14 protein-coding genes are annotated in these 14,409 nt (G+C 61.7%); 7 read left to right on the top strand and 7 right to left on the bottom strand.

Annotation, left to right across the window (positions count from 1 at the left end):
• Positions 1-151: 151 nt before the first annotated feature.
• Positions 152-1,789: a trehalase family glycosidase gene (locus tag AC1DTQ_RS10650; RefSeq protein ID WP_477849569.1), complete on the bottom strand. Its 1,638-nt coding sequence runs from the start codon at positions 1,787-1,789 to the stop codon at positions 152-154.
• A gap of 352 nt (positions 1,790-2,141) precedes the next feature.
• Here AC1DTQ_RS10650 and AC1DTQ_RS10645 point away from each other — a divergent pair, with 352 nt between their 5' ends.
• The gene (locus tag AC1DTQ_RS10645) at positions 2,142-3,590 is read left to right on the top strand and encodes an MATE family efflux transporter (protein ID WP_477849568.1); all 1,449 of its coding nucleotides are present in this window, start codon (positions 2,142-2,144) and stop codon (positions 3,588-3,590) included.
• A gap of 48 nt (positions 3,591-3,638) precedes the next feature.
• Here the strand turns inward: AC1DTQ_RS10645 and AC1DTQ_RS10640 are convergent, their stop codons facing one another.
• The 3 genes from AC1DTQ_RS10640 to AC1DTQ_RS10630 all read right to left on the bottom strand — a co-directional run bounded on the left by AC1DTQ_RS10640 (position 3,639) and on the right by AC1DTQ_RS10630 (position 6,632).
• Positions 3,639-4,703 (bottom strand): hypothetical protein, encoded by a 1,065-nt coding sequence (locus AC1DTQ_RS10640; protein WP_477849567.1) that lies wholly within the window; start codon positions 4,701-4,703, stop codon positions 3,639-3,641.
• A 121-nt stretch (positions 4,704-4,824) separates the two neighbouring features.
• On the bottom strand, positions 4,825-5,958 hold the full coding sequence (locus tag AC1DTQ_RS10635; RefSeq protein WP_477849565.1) for a DUF1615 domain-containing protein: 1,134 nt from the start codon (positions 5,956-5,958) through the stop codon (positions 4,825-4,827).
• Positions 5,959-6,185: 227 nt separating this feature from the next.
• Positions 6,186-6,632, bottom strand: a complete 447-nt coding sequence (locus AC1DTQ_RS10630; RefSeq protein WP_477849564.1) for an SRPBCC family protein — start codon at positions 6,630-6,632, stop codon at positions 6,186-6,188.
• 188 nt (positions 6,633-6,820) lie between these two features.
• On the opposite strand from AC1DTQ_RS10630, the gene AC1DTQ_RS10625 reads away from it, so the two are divergent.
• From AC1DTQ_RS10625 to AC1DTQ_RS10610, 4 genes are all read left to right on the top strand, one after another.
• Positions 6,821-7,690 (top strand): TolB family protein, encoded by an 870-nt coding sequence (locus AC1DTQ_RS10625; RefSeq protein ID WP_477849563.1) that lies wholly within the window; start codon positions 6,821-6,823, stop codon positions 7,688-7,690.
• Positions 7,691-8,028: 338 nt separating this feature from the next.
• Entirely contained in the window at positions 8,029-8,643 is a 615-nt protein-coding gene (locus AC1DTQ_RS10620; RefSeq protein WP_477849562.1) for a hypothetical protein, read from the top strand.
• A 65-nt stretch (positions 8,644-8,708) separates the two neighbouring features.
• Positions 8,709-9,620 carry a hypothetical protein gene (locus tag AC1DTQ_RS10615; RefSeq protein WP_477849561.1) on the top strand — a complete coding sequence of 304 codons (912 nt, stop codon included), beginning with the start codon at positions 8,709-8,711 and terminating at the stop codon, positions 9,618-9,620.
• Positions 9,621-9,660: 40 nt separating this feature from the next.
• Positions 9,661-10,530: a glycoside hydrolase family 16 protein gene (locus tag AC1DTQ_RS10610; RefSeq protein ID WP_477849559.1), complete on the top strand. Its 870-nt coding sequence runs from the start codon at positions 9,661-9,663 to the stop codon at positions 10,528-10,530.
• 124 nt (positions 10,531-10,654) lie between these two features.
• Here AC1DTQ_RS10610 and AC1DTQ_RS10605 read toward each other — a convergent pair whose 3' ends face one another.
• Entirely contained in the window at positions 10,655-11,026 is a 372-nt protein-coding gene (locus AC1DTQ_RS10605; protein ID WP_477849558.1) for a DUF1428 domain-containing protein, read from the bottom strand.
• A gap of 211 nt (positions 11,027-11,237) precedes the next feature.
• On the opposite strand from AC1DTQ_RS10605, the gene AC1DTQ_RS10600 reads away from it, so the two are divergent.
• Complete coding sequence (locus tag AC1DTQ_RS10600) at positions 11,238-12,032, top strand: MOSC domain-containing protein (RefSeq protein WP_477849557.1); 795 nt, start codon at positions 11,238-11,240, stop codon at positions 12,030-12,032.
• A gap of 39 nt (positions 12,033-12,071) precedes the next feature.
• On the opposite strand, the gene AC1DTQ_RS10595 is transcribed toward AC1DTQ_RS10600, so the two are convergent.
• Together AC1DTQ_RS10595 and AC1DTQ_RS10590 are read right to left on the bottom strand one after the other, a co-directional pair.
• A complete protein-coding gene (locus tag AC1DTQ_RS10595) occupies positions 12,072-12,650 on the bottom strand; it encodes a class I SAM-dependent methyltransferase (RefSeq protein ID WP_477849555.1) in 579 nt (192 codons plus the stop codon).
• On the bottom strand, positions 12,647-13,612 hold the full coding sequence (locus tag AC1DTQ_RS10590) for an oxidoreductase (RefSeq protein WP_477849554.1): 966 nt from the start codon (positions 13,610-13,612) through the stop codon (positions 12,647-12,649). The genes AC1DTQ_RS10595 and AC1DTQ_RS10590 overlap by 4 nt, the downstream gene beginning before the upstream one ends.
• On the opposite strand from AC1DTQ_RS10590, the gene AC1DTQ_RS10585 reads away from it, so the two are divergent.
• Positions 13,611-14,306, top strand: coding sequence for a TetR/AcrR family transcriptional regulator (locus AC1DTQ_RS10585; protein WP_477849553.1), 696 nt, complete (start codon positions 13,611-13,613; stop codon positions 14,304-14,306). The two genes, AC1DTQ_RS10590 and AC1DTQ_RS10585, sit on opposite strands and share 2 nt — an antisense overlap.
• Positions 14,307-14,409 lie beyond the last annotated feature (103 nt).

Here is a 14,409-nt window from a genome sequence, read left to right as displayed (position 1 = left end):
AGCGCAGCGAAACCCGGGGCTCTTGATCTGTGTTGTTCTGGACTACCTGCATCGCGTGTTTCGGGCCGTGTACGATCACCGGCTGAGTGTCCCACTTCGGTTCCCTGGGTTGACCAGCTTCGCTGTTGAAAACCGCTGCGCTCTACCCAGGCTACGGTATTCCTTGATTCTTCAGCAGGTCCTGAAGCTTCAGGTACACGCCATTGCTCCAACCGAAACCGATCACGTTCTCGCTGTAGCCGGCGCTGACTTTCACGTCGGCATTGCCGCTGACCATGTTGTATTTCTCGCGGATAGTGCCGTCGTGGGCCAGGCTGCGGTCGATGGTGGCGGCGAACTTGCCGCCGACGCGCTTGGCGTCTTTGTGGAAGCCGTAAGCCTCCAGACCGGCTGCGGCCAGCCAATTGGTCGGCGCCCAGCCGAAGGGCGCGTCCCACTGCGCACCGCTTTCGTTCGCGCTCATCGCCAGGCCGCCCTTGCGTTCGAATAATGGCAGTTTTTCGCGCACCGCTTGCGCCTGTTGCGGCGAGGCGGCGCCGGCCCACAGCGGGTAGAAGGTGGTGATGTAAGGATCGGGTGCGGATTTGCCGGCGACGAAGTCGTAGTCCTGATACATGCCGGGGCCCGGCTGCCACAGGTACTTGTCCATGGCCGCCTTGCGCGCCGCGGCGGCTTGCGCGAAGCGCTGCGCATCCTCCTTCTTGCCCAGGCGCAGGGCGAAATCGCGCAAGGCGATTTCGTAGCGGTAGAGCAGGCTGTTCAAACAGACCGGCGCGTAGTGATGGGTGGAACCGGCGAAGGGGCCGAAATGGAAGTTGACGTCGAAGCCCGATTCGCGCATCGCACGGTCGCCGAGATAATAGTCGGCACTGAGCCGGCGGCCTTTCGCCCAAGCCTGCGCGCAGACCTCGGAAGCGCGCACATCGCAACTGGTCGTCTTCAGCCGTTGCGCTTCGGCATCGTCCGGATGCTCGGAAGCCTCCAGTAGATAGCCGGGATTCTGCTGCGGATGGGCGAGCAGCCATTCGATCACGCCGCGTAGGTACTTGGCGTCGCGCATTTCCAGCACCGGGCCGTTTCCGTAATCGAAGTAGCGCGCCAGGCCGGTATCGCCGGCGCGATGCTCCGCGCGGTTCCAGACCGCATAGTCGCGCAGCGCCAGCGGATACGCGTGCGCTAGCCAGGCGTCCGCGTCGCGCGGGTCGGCGAAACTGCCGGGTGCGTTCAGCACTTCGCGGATCATTTCGCCCAGGAACGGCGGCTGCGAGCGGGTGAGATAGTAGGTTCGGTTGGCGTTGAGCACGCCGCCGTAGTGCTCCGCCTCGAACAAGAAGTTGTCGACCATGTCGCGGGCCAGCTTTTCGCGCTTGTCCGCGACCAGGCCCAGCACGATGAAATAGCTGTCCCAACCGTACATCTCGTTGAAGAATCCGCCCGGAACCACATAGGGTTTGGGCAGGTAGAGCAGCCCTTGTTGCGGCAGCAGCGAAGGATCGAGTTCGCCGACCTGACGGACGGTCTGCGGCAGCGCGCGCACATCGACGTTGCAACGCTTGCCGATCGCGTCGATGTCGGCGGTACGGTTCAGATCCGCGGGCAGATAGAGAACCGGCCGGGTCTTGACCTTGTCGTCATGGAGTGAGGAACAATCGTCCATCGAACGCGTCAGCGTGGTCCAGGCCTTGTCGATGTAGGCGCGGGTTTTCGCCGGATTCGGCTCGGCGGCGGTGGCGCCGAAGGCGAAGACGAGCGAAAGACAGAGCGCGGTAGCGTGAGGCAGGGTGGGCATGGGAGGTTTCCTGTGATCAGGTCCTGACTGTATAAGCCGGGGTTTCGACTTTAACCCATGTGCCAACGACGCTTGTAAGACGAAGCGCGCTGTTCGGGTTGTCGATTCCGGGCCAGTCCGTTCGTCGCACCTAGAAAGGCGATGGGCAATGGCGATGACGTTTTCGCCGATCCATAGGAGGAGTCATGTTCCACAACGAAAGTAGTGTGTTGGTCGCGTCGATAGTCGGCTATGGCATGTTCACCGAAAGCATTCGAGGCAGCGCAACACGTGCAAGCAGCAGTCGGTGGCGGAATAGGGCCCGTTCTGCGGTTACCATCGGCGTTTTCGCCAACCACGGAGGCCTGCGCGCATGAGTACCGAACCGCAATCCACCGACCAGATCAAAGCAGGTGCGACGGTCATGCCCGCGCCGGCGCAATCGCTCTGGGCTGAACTGCGCGACGCGATTCGCGGTACCGGCGCGGACTACACCAAGATCCCACTGCGCAAGGCGGTGTTCCTGCTCGCGGTGCCGATGGTGCTGGAGCTGGTGCTGGAGTCCACGTTCGCGGTGGTGGATATCTTCTTCGTCGCCAAGCTGGGCCCGTCCGCGGTGGCGACGGTGGGGCTGACCGAGAGCCTGCTGTTCCTGCTGTATGCGATGGGCATGGGGCTGGCGATGGCGGTGACGGCGGTCATCGCGCGGCGCATCGGCGAAGGCAAGCGCGAGGAGGCCGCAGTCACGGCGGTGCAGGCGATCCTCGTCGCGCTATTGGTGTCGGTACCGTTCGCGGTGGCCGGCATCGTCTATGCGCAGGATCTATTGCGTCTGATGGGCGCGGACGCCTGGACGCTGGAGCACGGCTATCCCTACATGCAGTGGATGCTGGGCTGCAACGCGGTGATCATCTTGCTGTTCGTAATCAACGCGATCTTCCGCGGCGCCGGCGATGCCGCCATCGCCATGCGCGTGCTATGGCTGGCCAACGGCCTGAACATCGTGCTGTGCCCACTGCTGATCTTCGGCATCGGCCCATTCCCGGAGATGGGCATCGAAGGTGCGGCGCTGGCCACCGTCATCGGCCGCGGCACCGGCGTGCTGTACCAGTTGTGGTCGCTGTTCCGCGGCGGCCAGCACATCCGCGTGGTGGCTTCGCAGTTGGCCGTGCACGGCGCGATCATGTGGAACATCGTGCGCACTTCGTTGGGCGGTGTCGGCCAGATGATCGTGGCGATGACCTCGTGGATCTTCCTGATGCGCATTCTGGCCAACCTCGGCAGCGAGGCGGTGGCCGCCGCGACCATCGCGATCCGGATCATGATGTTCACGCTGATGCCGGCCTGGGGCATGTCCAACGCCGCGGCGACGCTGGTCGGGCAGAACCTGGGCGCCGGCGAGCCGGGCCGCGCGGAAGCGTCGGTATGGCGGATCGGCTGGTACAACATGGCGTTCACCGTCTTGATCTCGGTGCTGTTCTTCTTCCTCCACGACCGTTTGATCGCCATCTTCACCGACGATCCGGCGGTGATCGCGATCGGCGGCGAATGGCTGCGGATCCTGTCGTATTCCTATTTCGTCTACGGCTGGTGGATGGTCTCGGTACAGGCCTTCAACGGCGCCGGCGATACGGTCACGCCGACCAAGATCAATCTGGTGTTCTTCTGGCTGATCCAGATTCCGTTGTCGTATGTATTGGCCATCAATCTGGACTGGCAGCACACCGGCGTGTTCTGGGCTGTGTTCGTTTCCGAAACTTCGGTGGGGTTGTTCACCCTTTGGCTGTTTTCGCGCGGTAAGTGGAAAACGGCGCAGGTGTAGGCCACGAGGGGTGGGCCCTGCTTGCCATGCGGCGGGCTTGAGCCCGCCCTATTCACGATCCTGGATTCCCAAGTGATCTGAGGGCGGCAGCTGCTCAAGCACTTCGTTGCTGAAGTAGGGTTCTTCCTCTACCCAGAAAACATAATCCAACCCAAGGTACCCCTCTGCAAAAGAAAGCAGGTCCTGCACCGTGTTCTTTTTGCCGGTTCTAGGATTGATTTGGCGCAGATTTCCATCCTGCACTGCCATGCCTTTTACGAGATCGTCGGGATAGTCCTTGAAAAAACCGTAAGTTTGCGACATGTGGCTTTTGCGGTACGGCATGAGATCGGGCCCGCCTACTCCAATTTTCAGCTTCCTGGCTTCGGCGAAAAGACTGCGCATGTAGCCTTTGTCGTTCCATGGCAACCATTCGCCGGGCACGAAATTCAGGTAAACCATTGGAATGGATTGTTTAAAGGAATCGGCAAGCACCCGCATGTTGTCCCGAATCGCATCCACATAGGCTTGGGGATCGAAATCGATGGGAAAGGTGGTGCTGCCATCGGCGTTCTCGGTGCCGATATCCATGGAGCTCTCGCTGAAGTTGATTCCAACGATCTTTCCATCGAACTTGGCGCCCAGTTGCCGGATCAGCTTCTGGTAGCGTTCGCGGACGGGAGGTTCCCACATCCTGGCTGACCACCCGTATTCATCGTCGGATAGCGGTTTGTCCGGATCCCGCTCGGGCGCGCTAAGCATGCTCTGCTTAATCACACCGCCCCGATAGAGCGGGTCATTCAACAGGTAATCAGGCACATTGCGACGTGGGGTAAACGATTTCTCTTGGATTTGAATCCAGAGTCGCTTGTCTATCGAATCGAGGTAGGCAAGGTCTTCTTCTATCGCGCTGAAATCATACTGGTCTTTGGAAGGCTCAAGTTGGCGCCATGTATAAACAATTTGAGCCCCGCTGAAGCGTGGATCGCGCAGTGCCTTGTCTGTCTTGATGTCGGCGCCATTCTCTCCTCGTTGATAAATGTAAATATAGTGCTTCGGCGGGTTCTCTGCGGCGAAGAGGGTTGTGTTTGCGGAAAGAAGAAAAATAAAACACAGAAGTATTGGGTTTTTCATATTCCTTCCGCTTCTTCGTGGAGGGCGACTTCGATTCGAACACGGTTGACTCATTACGCAGTGAATGCGCTAAGAATCGAAATGTTTGCGGTTTTGGTGAGATATAAGAGACGTATTCCCGCTACTGCCGCATGCAGCGCTGGTAACGCTCGTCCACCCGGGTGGCGAACCACGCCGTGGTCAGATCGCGGGTGATCTTGGGGCTTTCCAGTTTGATACCCGGGATCATCGCGCGCGGCAGCGGCTTGCGCTCGTGGGCTTCGGCGAGCGCAAACGCTTTCGCGTAGAGATCGGTGTCGTCGAAATCCAGCCGGTCGCCGCGTTCCAGCGCGTTGCGGATGGCGCCCTCGTCCAATCCGAGCTGCCCGCTGAGCGCACGCACCGCCAGTTCGGTCTTGCCTGGTTTGTCCATGCGCGCTCCTGGTTGCAGCAGGTCGCCATCCAGCGCCAGCGGAATCCCCGAAGCCAGGCTGACCGCGTTCTGGAACGCCGCATTGCGGCTGGCGTACCAGCCGGCGTTGTAGTCGGCGAAACGGTGCAGCTTGCGCGTGTACGGCGTGCGGTAGCCCAGCAGATGGGCGATGCCGAAATACAAGCCGCCGCGACGAGTAAAAGCTTCGTCCCGAACCGAGCCCTCGATGGGGTATGGGTAATGGTCGGCATGGGATTCGGCGAACGCGATGCTGACCTGCATGGGGCCGGCGGTTTGCACCGGATTCATGTCGGCGAACAGGCGCTTGCCCAGCGGCACGCGACCGATCATGTCTTCATAGATCTCGCTGAGTTGGCGCTCGCTGCGCGCGCCCTGCAGGCGCTGTGCGTACGAGCTTCCGTTCGACGACTTGATACTGAGTGCGGCGTCGACCAGGAACTTCGGAATGTGCTTGGAAGCTGCGCGACGGTCGATTTCTCCCCGCGCGATTTTCGGCAGACCGGCCACGATGGGATCGGCCTGATAGCCGGATTCTTGTTCGGCGACCGCAAGCACCGCGCAGATGTTTTCGGTGCTGGGCTCGATGCGTTGGGCGGCGAAGGCCGCCTGGATGTCGGCCGCCCAGCCGTTCCGGTCCGTGCTCGCGGGCATCCGTCGCACTATCTCTGCGCGCACGTCGGTCGGGCGTTGTCCCGGCTGCACTGGCCCTTGCGTGACGCAAGCGGCCAGCAAAACGGGCAGCAGGCAGGCGACGGACCGTAAGCGTTTGCGCGGTGGGCTGGGTGTGTCCGCGTGTGAGGGCAGGGGGTGTAACTGCGTCATCAAGTAACTCTGCTCATGCCGGCAGCATACGATCGGCCTTATCTTCGTTCCATGCCAGTGCCCCCTTTGCAAAAGGGGGCAGGCGGCCGCGAAGCGGCCGACGGGGGATTTGCTCTTGGCACGAAGAGCGAATCCCCCACAAGCCGCTTTCGCATCTTGTCGCCCCTTTTTCAAGGGGGCAAGCGTGGACGGTCGGCTTCCGACGACACGAAAAAAATCTTGCCGCTTCACTCCGGAATATCGGCCTCCACCAGTTTGATCAGCAGCACCAGCGACTCCTGCCAGCCCAGATAGCACTGCTCGGCCGGAATCACATCGGGAATATTTTCCTGGACGATGTTCAGTTCGGTGCCGCACGAAACCTTGGTCAACGAGATGGTGGTCCGCATTTCGCCGGGAAGGTTGGGATCGTCGAAGCCGTCGGTATAGCGGATACGTTCATGGGGCGTCAGCTCCAGGTAAGTTCCGCCGAAGGAATGGCTGTGACCTGTGGAGAAATTGGTGAACGACATCTTGTGGGTGCCGCCGACCTGGGCATCCAGTTGATGGACCTTGCAGGTGAAGCCATTCGGCGGAAGCCACTTGGCTATCGCGTCGGCATCGAGAAAGGCGCGATAGAGTCGCTCGGGAGTGGTGCGGATGACCCGGTGAAGCCTTACGGTATTGCTGGACATGGTGGGATCTCGTTGGCAGAGGACAGCCCTCTGTCCTTATGACGAACAAGCGCGCCTGGAATCGACATCGAAGAGTTCCAGGGTCGCCGCCTTTATTTTCGTTCAACACTGGTTTGTGGAAAATTCACTTTCCGGTTCCCGCATGCGCGTCCAGTATCGCCGTTTTCGTTTCTCAAGGAAGTGAGCGCATGCTACTGCAGTCGATGACCGCTTCATTGATGAGCCTGGGGTTGCTGCTGACGGCAACGGCGACGGCGACGGCAACGCCGGAACGCTGGACGCCGGCTGCGATTTCGACAGACCAGTACGAATCCTCACCCACGCTGTCGCCCGACGGACGCGAACTTTTCTTCTTCCGCGCCGATCGCCAGTTCGACAACTACCGCCTGTTGTTCACGCGCTGCGTGGACGGACGCTGGACAGCGCCGGTCGAGCCTTCGTTCGCCGCTGCGCCGGGTGTGTTGGAAACGGACCCGGCCTTCAGCGCCGATGGCCGGACGCTCTATTACGGCACTTCGCGTCATCGCAAGGACGATCTGGATATCTGGAAAGTGGAGCGCGACGCCGATGGCCAGTGGGGCGCGCCGAAGCGTCTGCCGGAACCGGTCAATTCCACGCATAGCGAGCTGTTGCCGCGCGAACTGTCCGATGGACGCCTGCTGTTCGGATCGAATCGGCCGGGCGGACCGGGCGGTCGCGATCTTTATGTGGCGACGCCGCAAGAAGGCGGCGGATGGCAAGTACAACCCTTGTTGGGCGAGGCGAACACCGCAGGCGACGAATACGAGGCCGATATCTCGCGCGATGGGCGGGTGATGGTGGTGGTGGCCAACCGCGGCGAACGTTCGCATCTGTACCGCTACGAGCAGGTCGACGGCGCGTGGCGCGAACGCGGCCAAGTGCCGGCGCGGCAGGACGTGTTTCAGGTCGGGCCCTTGTTGTCGCCCGACGGTAAGCGCCTGCTATTTGCGCAGGCCAATGGTGAGCGCTCAGGCGAACTGTTCCTGGTGGATCTGGAAGCCGGCGCGGATCCGGCGTGGCCGCGTGCCTGCGACTGAGGCAAGGGCCACATCGGCCTGGCAGTGGCTCGCGGTTGGCGCGGATCTCGCAGGATAGGTGTAGCGATAACGACGGCGATCGTTCGCTGCCACGATCCTGATAAAGGAAGTCCGGGACGCGAATAGCGCAGCCGGACGCTGCCGCCAGCGTGACCGTCCGCACAATCGCGCTAAGCGGATCGCCTTGTAGGTGCGCCGATGCGCCAGGAATGGCAAGCTGTACATGCGAAGCCAGGGCGGGGAAGCCGGAAGGGGCTTAGCGTTCGACGTCGCAACACACTGGGGAGTGTGATGAAGCCAGAATTGGATAAACCAGCCGCTGTTCAGGCGGCTGGCTGATGCGCATCGCTTTCTTCGCGATCGCGCTGGCGATCGCTGCGCCTGTTTCCGCCCAGAGCGTCAACGAGACCTTCGACCGGATCAGCGGCGAGCGCACCATCGCCTATACCGCCGATGGCAGCATGGATACGACTAGACCAGTTTTCACTTTCGACGGCAGTTTCATCGGCGATGCGTCTTCCGCGGCGATCAGTCTGGCCTTCGTTTCGGCGAGCGACGGCGGGGGCGTGCCAGCGCCGCGCTTCGCCGCATGCCACAACATCGACTGGTTCGTGGATGGTCGATCCCTGGCGGCCCGGCCCGCGTCGCATCGCGGCAGCGTCGTCGATGGCGAAATGATCGAGTTGATCGAACAAGACGTCACTCTGGAATGGGCGATCGCCGTGGCCGACGCGCAGGAGGTGCGCTACAGAGTTTGCCGCGACGAATACGCATTCACTTCCCGCGACATCGAAGCCTTCGGAAGGATCGCCGCCAAGCTGAAAAGCGCAACGCTTACCGCTTCTGCGACTCGGGCGGGCGAGCCGGCTCCCGCTGCGGCCAAGCCCGTCGACTACAAGGGTATGAATTGGCGCCCCAAGCACCAGGAATCGCTGTTTCCCACCAGAAACTGACAGCTTGAGTGGGGAAGGGCAGGGCGCTGCCGTGCGTGCCTGTGGCAACATCGAAATCCGTCGGAATGCATGAAGCGAAGCGCATGATCCTGATCGCCGCCGCGTTGGTCCTCATCGTCGGTCCCCTATTGCTGGCCTTGGCGGGTTGGGTGCGTGCGCCTAGCGAACCCACCGCACCCGTCGCGACCTGGGACAAGCAGCTGACGGCGATATCGGTCTTGCTCTATACCCTGGCTTTCAACCTGGTGTTTTTCGTGCAGGAACTTTTCCTGGTACTGCCCAAGGCGTTCACCCCCGGACTGCGGCCGACCTTGTTCCACAATAACCATCGCTGGGAAGGCGAGCATGCACTGGCCAGTCTGTTTCAGGGAACCGGCGCATTGGCCACCTTCGTACTGGGACTGGGCTGCTTGTTTCTGCTGCGGCGGGGTGTGGGGCGCACTGTGGCTGTGCGTCTGTTCTTGATCTGGGTGGCGTACTGCGGCGTGTTCATGGCGCTGCCGCAGGTCGTGGTTGGCGCGCTGAGTTCCGGCAGCGATGTGGGCATGGCGATGGATTACTTCCGGCTCACCGCTACCGCCAAGAACATCGCTGCATTGCTGGCGCTTGCGGCCATCCCGCTGTTCGCACGCGAGTTTTCGCGACACTTGCTGGGCCTGGCCTCCGAGCCGGCGCAATTGGCAGGCGCAGGCGCACGCAGCCGTTTCATCTTCCAGGTGGCCACCTTGCCGGCATTGGTGGCGATGGTGCTGATCCTGCCGTTCCGCGTGCCGCGCGAATGGATCGAAGTGGTGTTTTTGCCGGTGATCGTCACCGGGGTCGGCATGTTCTGGATCCAGTCCGGCGCTTGGCGCCTGCGTATGATCAGGGCTACAGGGCTACCTGCGACCACTTCGCTCGTCTATCCGTTGATGGCGGCGATCGCGCTGCTTTTGATTTTCCAGTTGCTGCTGCGCCAGGGTATCGACTTTTTCTAAGCGCGGTCGGCGACGTCCACAAATCCGAGGAGTCCTTCCGATGAAACGCTCACGAACGCTGCTTGCTGGCTTGACCCTGTTGATCGCGTCGCGTGCCGTTGCTTGCTTCGGCCAGCAGTCGAAGAGCGATGGCGTCTCCACCGCCGATGCCATGCAAGCGTCTCAACACAACGATTGGAAGTTCGAAGCGGGGCCTTCATGGCAGGACGAGTTCGACTACACGGGCGCTCCCGATCCCGCCAAGTGGGGTTACGACATCGGCGGGCAGGGATGGGGCAATAACGAGTTGCAGTACTACACCGACAGCACCGACAACGCATCCGTCGCCGACGGCGTGCTGACTATCATCGCGCGAAAAGAAAAGAAGGAAGACCGCGACTACACCTCCGCCCGGGTGATCTCGAAGGGAAAAGGCGATTTCCTTTACGGCCGCTTCGAGATCAAGGCCAAGCTTCCCCCAGGGAAAGGCACCTGGCCTGCGTTGTGGATGCTGCCCACCGATCAGGCGTATGGCGGCTGGCCCAAGTCGGGCGAGATCGACATCATGGAGCATGTCGGCTACGACCCGAACCGTGTGCACATCACCACGCACACCCAGGCCTACTACTTCCAGATCAACACGCAGAAGACCGCTACGAAAGTGATCGACGGCGCCATGAGCCAGTTCTACCTCTACCGTGTGGACTGGACGCCCGACGCGATCCGCGGCTACATCGACGATGCGCTGGTGCTGGAATTCCCCAATGAAGGCAAGGGCTACAAGGTCTGGCCCTTCGACCAGCGTTTCCACCTGTTGATGAACATCGCGGTCGGCGGCGATTGGGGTGGGAAGGAAGGCGTGGACGACACCATTTTCCCCGCAAGCATGCAGGTCGATTACGTCAGGGTTTACAGGTTGATCGAAAAATAGGAACGATCCTAGACTCGCAGCTCAAGCCTTGCAGTTTGGCCGCTGCAGGGCGAGCCGCTTTGGCCCGCCCCCGTTTGTGCACGAAATCTCTGCACGAAGTTTCTGCCGAAGAGCATTCGTTCAATCAGTGCTTGGTGTCGGACCCGAGTTCGACCACCGGTGCGAAGCCGCCGAAGATCATGCGCATGCCGTCGAACGGCATGGGGTTCGACTGCGGCGACAGTCTGGGATCTTTCATGGCCTTTTCCATTCCGACATCGCGCGTCGCCTTGTCGGGCCACTCGATCCAGGAGAAAACCACCGTTTCATCCTCTTTCGCGTTCACGGCGCGACGGAAATCGGTTTGTTTGCCGTCCTGAACGTCGTCGCCCCAGCATTCGAGGATGCGGGTGGCGCCATGCTCGACGAAGACCGAGTCACCGTCGTTGGCATGTTGAATGAATTTCTCTTTGTTGGCCGTGGGTACTGCAATTACGAATCCGTCGATATAGGACATCGCTGGTCTCCTTCGCGCGGTCAAGAGACCGCAACGCCCACGGTGCGCCCGCCGAGGTTAATGTCCGGTCATAAAGGCATTCGCTTCGTGTTCTTTGCTGCGGGGAGGCGGAGCGTCGCCGGTAGCGGCGAGAATCACCGACCAAACCGCCAGCGGTCCGTCTCCTTGGCTTGCACTACCATGCACGCACCGGCCTTCAGACTGAACGCGCATGCGCCTCTCCGACCTTTACCTGTACCCAATCAAATCTTCCGCACCGCTCGAGACGCAAACGGCGGTGGTGGAGCCGCGCGGCTTGCGGTACGACCGGCGCTGGATGGTGGTGGATGCCGGGAATCGCTTCCTCACCGGGAGGGAGCTGCCGCGGCTGACCTTGGTGCGAGCGCAGCCCGTGCCCACAGGGCTTTCGCTTGCCGCGCCCGGCATGCCATCGCTGTCCGTGCCGTTTCCGCAAACCGAAACCACCGTCTCGGTCAACGTGTGGAAGAACGAGGTCGCCGCGAAACCCGCCGGCGCGGCGGCCGAGGCTTGGCTAAGCGAATTCCTGCAACAGTCCGCGCGATTGGTGCACATGGATGCTGGCGTCAGCCGGGCGATGACCGACCCGCATTCGCAAGTGGGCGACGAGGTCAGCTTTGCCGACGCCTTCCCGTTATTGCTGATCTCACGCGCCGCGCTGGACGGCCTGAACGCCCGGCTGGCGAGGCCCGTTTCCATGCTGCAGTTCCGCCCCAACCTGGTGGTGGAGGGCGTGGCCGCGCATGCGGAGGATGGTTGGAAACGCGTCCGCATCGGCGAGGTGGAGTTCGATGTAGCCAAGGCCTGTACGCGCTGCGTCTTCACCACGATCGATCCGATGCGTGGCGAGCGCGATCCCGACGGCGAGCCCTTGCGCACCCTGATCGGCTACCGCCGCACTGCCGACGGCGTGACCTTCGGTCAGAACCTCATCCCGCGCTCTGCGGGCAGCGTACGCGTCGGCGATGCGGTGAAGGTGCTGGCTTAAGCCGGACTGGCCTGAGCCGATCGGGTCGGCTCAGGGGGCTTACTTCCGTGGCGATCGCCTCGATATGCGATACACGCTAGCCGGCGGAACGTTCAACAGGGTACGGCCGATGCGTGTGGTCTTGAGGCCGAGCCGATCGAGAATGCGGTGCGGCACCGGACAATTCGGTCCGTAGGTGAATTGATAGAACGAAGCGCCCGGCCGCATCGAATCGAAAGCACCGGAAAGGATGGCCATCACCTTCCTCGGTTTCATGGAAAGCAAGGGCAGACCGCTGACCACGCCACCGACGCGCTTGTCTTCGAAAAGTCCTGCCTTGGCCAGCCGAGCCGCGTCCAATCGGTGGATATGCGACGCAGGAAATCGCCGCCGGAGCAGGTTGGCGAAACCCGGGTCGTGCTCGATCAGGGTGAGATCGCTTTCGCGCAGGCCTTGCGCCAGCAATGCCCGGGTAAAAACGCCGGTGCCGGGACCGAGTTCAAGAACGGGTCCGCTATCGACGGACAGTTCCTTGGTCATCAAGCCCGCGAGCGCGCTTCCGGAAGGTGCGATCGCCGCTACCTGCAACGGTTTTGATAGCCAGGTGCGGAAGAAGGCGAGGGTATCGATCGTCGTCATGCTGGAGTGCTCCTCATGTCCGCGAAATCAGTGCGGACGCCGGTGAGCCCCTCGGAGAGTAACCACAGTCGTTCGGCGAGACTGTGATCGCGCGCCGCCTCCACGGGCTGCACTTGGGTGGGATAACCTTTTTTTTCGTTCGGACCATCGGGTCCGATGAATTGACCGCCGCCCGCTTCCGGTGCGGCGACGGCGTAAAGCTGGGGCAATACGCCCCTCTGCGCCGATTGCGCAAGGAAACGGTTGCCGAAGCGCATGAAAAGCTTGAGTGCGCCGCTGGGTCCGCTCATCTGCAGATTCGTTGCGGCATAACCGGGGTGCGCCAACAGACTCTTGATCGGCAGTCCGGCGGCTCGCAGGCGGCGATCCAATTCCAGGGCGAACAGGACATTGGCGAATTTGGATTGGGCGTAGAAGGCGACGCGTCCGTATTTGCGGTCGCCGGACAGATCGTCGAAGTGGATATGGCCCCGTTTGTGGAGGTCGGAGCTGACGGTGACGACGCGGCTGTCGCGACCTTCGAGCAACAGCGGCAGCAGCAGGCCGGTGAGGGCGAAATGCGCGAGGTGGTTCACGCCGAACTGCAACTCGTGGCCCTGCGCGGTCAACGAGCGGGGCGGCATCATGATGCCCGCGTTGTTGACCAGTACGTCGATGGGCTTGTGTTCGTCGAGCAGGCGGTGAGCGAAAGCCTTCACCTGGTCCAGATCCTCCAAGTCGAGTTGTCGCAGCTCGATGCTTCCTCTTGGCCGCAGCGCCAGAATCCTGGCCTGGGCCAGGCATCCCTTTTCCAGATCCCGCGCAGCCATGATTACGTGCGCGCCCTGCTTGGCCAATTCCAGGCTGGTCAGATAGCCAAGCCCGCTATTGGCCCCGGTTACCACTACCGTGCGGCCTGTCTGGTCGGGCAGGTCCTTCTCGGTCCATGCCGGCGGATCCGCTCGTCTCGAGGTGTTATTCATGTCGCGGCTCAATCTTTACGGTGTTAACATGAAGCTACAACATAATTTGAACAGTGTAAAGATACCCGGAATGAACAGAAAACAGCCGCCTGAAGAACGCCCTGCCGATCGCTATCACCACGGCGATCTGAGGACCGCCTTGATTCGGGCCGCCGACGAAATACTGGCCGAGCACGGCCTGGCGGGCTTCAGCCTGCGCGAAGCGGCCAGACGCGCTGGCGTTTCCGCGGCCGCGCCGGCCCACCATTTCGGCGGCGCGGCCGGGCTGCTTTCGGAAGTGGCCCTGCTTGGTTTCGAGGAATTGGCCAAGAACCTGCACGTCGAAGTTTCCCAGGGAACGCCCACGCAGCGATTGCGGCTGCAGGGAATGGGGTACGTGCGTTTCGCCATGACCTACCCGGGACGGTTCCAGCTCATGTTCCGTCGCGATCTGCTGAGCCCCGATCACGCCGCACTGCAGGAAACGGGTGCCCGCACCCTGGCGCAACTGGAGGAAACCATTCGTGCGATCCGCTGCATACCAGAGCAGCAAGTACTTGATCCGCAAGCACAGGCAGCCCTGCTGGCTACCTGGTCGACGGTCCACGGCTTCGCGTATCTCGCGCTCGATGGCAAGCTCGTGCATATGAACGCGGGCGCGACGCTGGACGATCTGCTGATACGGGTATTGGAAAGTCAGTGGCCTGATCCTTAGCGGGTCAGTGCAACGATCGCTTCGGCGTGTCGTGGATGGTGTGGGTGCCGAACAAGGACACGCCTTGAGTCTTGAGGGGAACGGTGGCCGGTAGAGGGCGGCG

The organism is Pseudoxanthomonas sp. P4_B2, from assembly GCF_056402315.1.
The sequence above is the reverse complement of the archived record's forward strand: the minus strand, read 5'-3'. Positions and strand labels throughout refer to the sequence as shown.

Bases quoted from the DNA above. Each gene is read 5' to 3' on its own strand.
- AC1DTQ_RS10650 (WP_477849569.1), bottom strand. From the start codon at position 1,789: ATGCCCACCCTGCCTCACGCTACCGCGCTCTGTCTTTCGCTCGTCTTC.
- AC1DTQ_RS10645 (WP_477849568.1), top strand. From the start codon at position 2,142: ATGAGTACCGAACCGCAATCCACCGACCAGATCAAAGCAGGTGCGACG.
- AC1DTQ_RS10640 (WP_477849567.1), bottom strand. From the start codon at position 4,703: ATGAAAAACCCAATACTTCTGTGTTTTATTTTTCTTCTTTCCGCAAAC.
- AC1DTQ_RS10635 (WP_477849565.1), bottom strand. From the start codon at position 5,958: ATGACGCAGTTACACCCCCTGCCCTCACACGCGGACACACCCAGCCCA.
- AC1DTQ_RS10630 (WP_477849564.1), bottom strand. From the start codon at position 6,632: ATGTCCAGCAATACCGTAAGGCTTCACCGGGTCATCCGCACCACTCCC.
- AC1DTQ_RS10625 (WP_477849563.1), top strand. From the start codon at position 6,821: ATGCTACTGCAGTCGATGACCGCTTCATTGATGAGCCTGGGGTTGCTG.
- AC1DTQ_RS10620 (WP_477849562.1), top strand. From the start codon at position 8,029: ATGCGCATCGCTTTCTTCGCGATCGCGCTGGCGATCGCTGCGCCTGTT.
- AC1DTQ_RS10615 (WP_477849561.1), top strand. From the start codon at position 8,709: ATGCATGAAGCGAAGCGCATGATCCTGATCGCCGCCGCGTTGGTCCTC.
- AC1DTQ_RS10610 (WP_477849559.1), top strand. From the start codon at position 9,661: ATGAAACGCTCACGAACGCTGCTTGCTGGCTTGACCCTGTTGATCGCG.
- AC1DTQ_RS10605 (WP_477849558.1), bottom strand. From the start codon at position 11,026: ATGTCCTATATCGACGGATTCGTAATTGCAGTACCCACGGCCAACAAA.
- AC1DTQ_RS10600 (WP_477849557.1), top strand. From the start codon at position 11,238: ATGCGCCTCTCCGACCTTTACCTGTACCCAATCAAATCTTCCGCACCG.
- AC1DTQ_RS10595 (WP_477849555.1), bottom strand. From the start codon at position 12,650: ATGACGACGATCGATACCCTCGCCTTCTTCCGCACCTGGCTATCAAAA.
- AC1DTQ_RS10585 (WP_477849553.1), top strand. From the start codon at position 13,611: ATGTCGCGGCTCAATCTTTACGGTGTTAACATGAAGCTACAACATAAT.
- AC1DTQ_RS10590 (WP_477849554.1), bottom strand. From the start codon at position 13,612: ATGAATAACACCTCGAGACGAGCGGATCCGCCGGCATGGACCGAGAAG.